The 2,414-nt window shown below is 36.1% G+C and carries 3 protein-coding genes; all 3 read left to right on the top strand.

The window, feature by feature from the left end; translation table 11 throughout:
* On the top strand, positions 1-1,113 hold a 1,113-nt coding region (locus A9G41_RS07240; protein ID WP_218837685.1), incomplete at its 5' end, for a DNA primase family protein.
* Between the two features lie 613 nt (positions 1,114-1,726).
* The gene (locus tag A9G41_RS13985) at positions 1,727-1,828 is read left to right on the top strand and encodes an Arm DNA-binding domain-containing protein (protein WP_141675256.1); all 102 of its coding nucleotides are present in this window, start codon (positions 1,727-1,729) and stop codon (positions 1,826-1,828) included.
* A gap of 118 nt (positions 1,829-1,946) precedes the next feature.
* Entirely contained in the window at positions 1,947-2,279 is a 333-nt protein-coding gene (locus tag A9G41_RS07235) for a transposase (protein ID WP_081301468.1), read from the top strand.
* Positions 2,280-2,414 lie beyond the last annotated feature (135 nt).

The raw sequence follows: 2,414 nt of genomic DNA, 5'->3' as shown, positions 1-2,414 counted from the left end.
ATAATGGGAACACCTCAGAAAGATTTAATCTGCTTTAAAAATGGCGTATATGAGCTAAAAAGCCAAACCTTTAGACCTCACAATAAGCAAGATTGGCTATTAGTCAGTAATGATATTGATTACTACCCTGTCAAAGAAAATGAATCTTTTGATACTCACGCGCCAAACTTCGCTAAATGGCTAAAAAGAGCATCAGGCAATCAAGATAAGGCTAAAAATATCTTAGCTGCGCTATATATGATATTGGCTAATCGTCATGACTGGCAATTATTCTTAGAGGTTACAGGCGCAGGCGGTAGCGGTAAAAGTGTTTTTGCTGAAATTGCGACGATGTTATCAGGTAAAAACAATACTGTAATAGGCACTATGGACGCATTAGAAAAGGCAAGGGACAGAGCCTTAATCGTGGGTTACTCATTAGTCATATTACCCGACCAACCGCGTTATATGGGTAGTGGTGCAGGATTAAAAGCGATTACTGGCGGTGATGAAGTCGCAATAGACCCAAAACACAAGCAACCCTATTCTTGTAAAATCCCTGCGGTAGTTTTGGTTATCAATAACGAGGCAATGAGATTTAACGAGCGTAACGGCGGTATATCACGGCGTAGGGTTATCTTTCACTTTGGCGAGGTCATCCCTGAAAAAGAGCGAGATTTAAACTTGGTTAGCAAAATAGAGCAAGAACTCCCCTCAATTGTGAGGTTGCTATTAAATGAGTTTACCAGTCCAGCAGAAGCCAAAGAAAGACTACACCAGCAACAACAATCAGACGAAGCGACGGCGATTAAACGCGAATCCGACCACTTGGTGGATTTTTGTAGTTATCTTGATGTGCTGGATCATCCCAATGGTATGCTTATGGGTAATTTAGGCATAATACCGTTTAACCCTAAAAAATATTTATATCATGCTTATATTGAGTATGTGCGCAATACAGGGCTTAATAATCCATTGTCCTTGAGTGGGTTTGGTTTATCATTAAATTACGCCATAAAAGAAAATAGAAAGGCGTACATTAAAAAACGAACTAATATAGGGGTAAAAACTAATTTAGAAATAAACCCAGATAGGTGTAAAGATTGGCTACCTAAAGCCGAAGATCCTAACTAGTAGCTCAAATTGAGCCACTAAAATAAGACCGCCCTAATTGGCGGTTTTTTATTGAGTGAATACCTAAAGTGTACACTTGTGAATAGTAAACATTTAAGTATACACCACTCAAACCCTTTTAGAATAAGGATTCAAGCAAGTAGTGAACACCGTGCATACTTTTTTATTAAATTTTATTTTTATGGGGAGGAGGTATAAAAAATCTAAAATATAATTAACGGATACCACTCACCTAGATAAATTTTTACACCGTCAAAATTCTAAAACCAATTTTTAACCTTTCAATTTGGCAAGATTAAAATACCTAATATTGGGGGTCACTTTTTATTTTGGGACTATGCTTGGGACTATTTCTTCAATAAAGAAAAAGCAAAACCCTTTATTGGAAAGGCTTTAATAAGATTATTTCAAGTCCCGCCCATGCACCAAATCAATAAACAGCAACATTCTTTTAAACCCTACAAAGCACATCAAACCCAGTAATAACAAGCCTTAAAGTCTATTTTATTGCCCATTAAGTATCAGTAAGGTACATTTACAACCAAAAATAATGGGGGTATATTTTGGGGTATAATTAAATACCTCTATTATTGCGTACCCCCAAAGGTAAAAAATGGCTGTAAAAACTACCCCCTTAACTGACACCCAAATAAAAGCGTTAAAAGCCACTAGTAAAGATAAAAAGTATTTTGATGGTGGTGGCCTTTTCTATTAGTTAAATCAACAGGAGCTAAATTATGGCGATTTAAATATAAAAAACCGATATCACATAAAGAGACATTATTATCTGGACAGGCTACACTAATTAGTACCAGTTTAATAAGGTCATTGTTATGATAACCAAAAAACAAAAGGAACCAACAATGACAAATCTCATTTCAAGAAGAGAAAAACGCAGTTTTAGTAATGAATTTAAAAAACAGAGGGTAATGTTATACCAAAATGGCAAAAAACGAGCGGATATTGTCACCGAATACGACCTGACTAAATCCGCATTAGATAAGTGGATTAAGCAATATCAAACCACTGGTGAGTTTACAGCTCAAGCTAATCGTCGTGCTCAAGAAAATGAGCTCATAGCCCTACGTAAAGAGAATAAGCGATTGTTAATGGAGAATGACATCCTAAAGCAAGCGGCGTTGATAATAGGACGAAAATCAAATTAATCACCGAGAATCAACATCGATATAGTTTACGTGCGTTATGTCGATGTTTACAAGTGTCAAGAAATAGCTTCTATTATCAACTACAATTAACCAGTAAAAAAACAGACAAAGAGCTTAGTAAAAAAGTGAAAGCGG

Source organism: Gilliamella sp. Nev5-1, from assembly GCF_001690895.1.
Taxonomy (GTDB): Bacteria; Pseudomonadota; Gammaproteobacteria; order Enterobacterales; family Orbaceae; genus Gilliamella; species Gilliamella apicola_C.
This window is presented reverse-complemented; position numbering and strand designations above follow the sequence as displayed.

Coding starts and splice junctions, on each gene's coding strand:
- A9G41_RS13985 (WP_141675256.1), top strand. CDS start 1,727: ATGGCTGTAAAAACTACCCCCTTAACTGACACCCAAATAAAAGCGTTA.
- A9G41_RS07235 (WP_081301468.1), top strand. CDS start 1,947: ATGATAACCAAAAAACAAAAGGAACCAACAATGACAAATCTCATTTCA.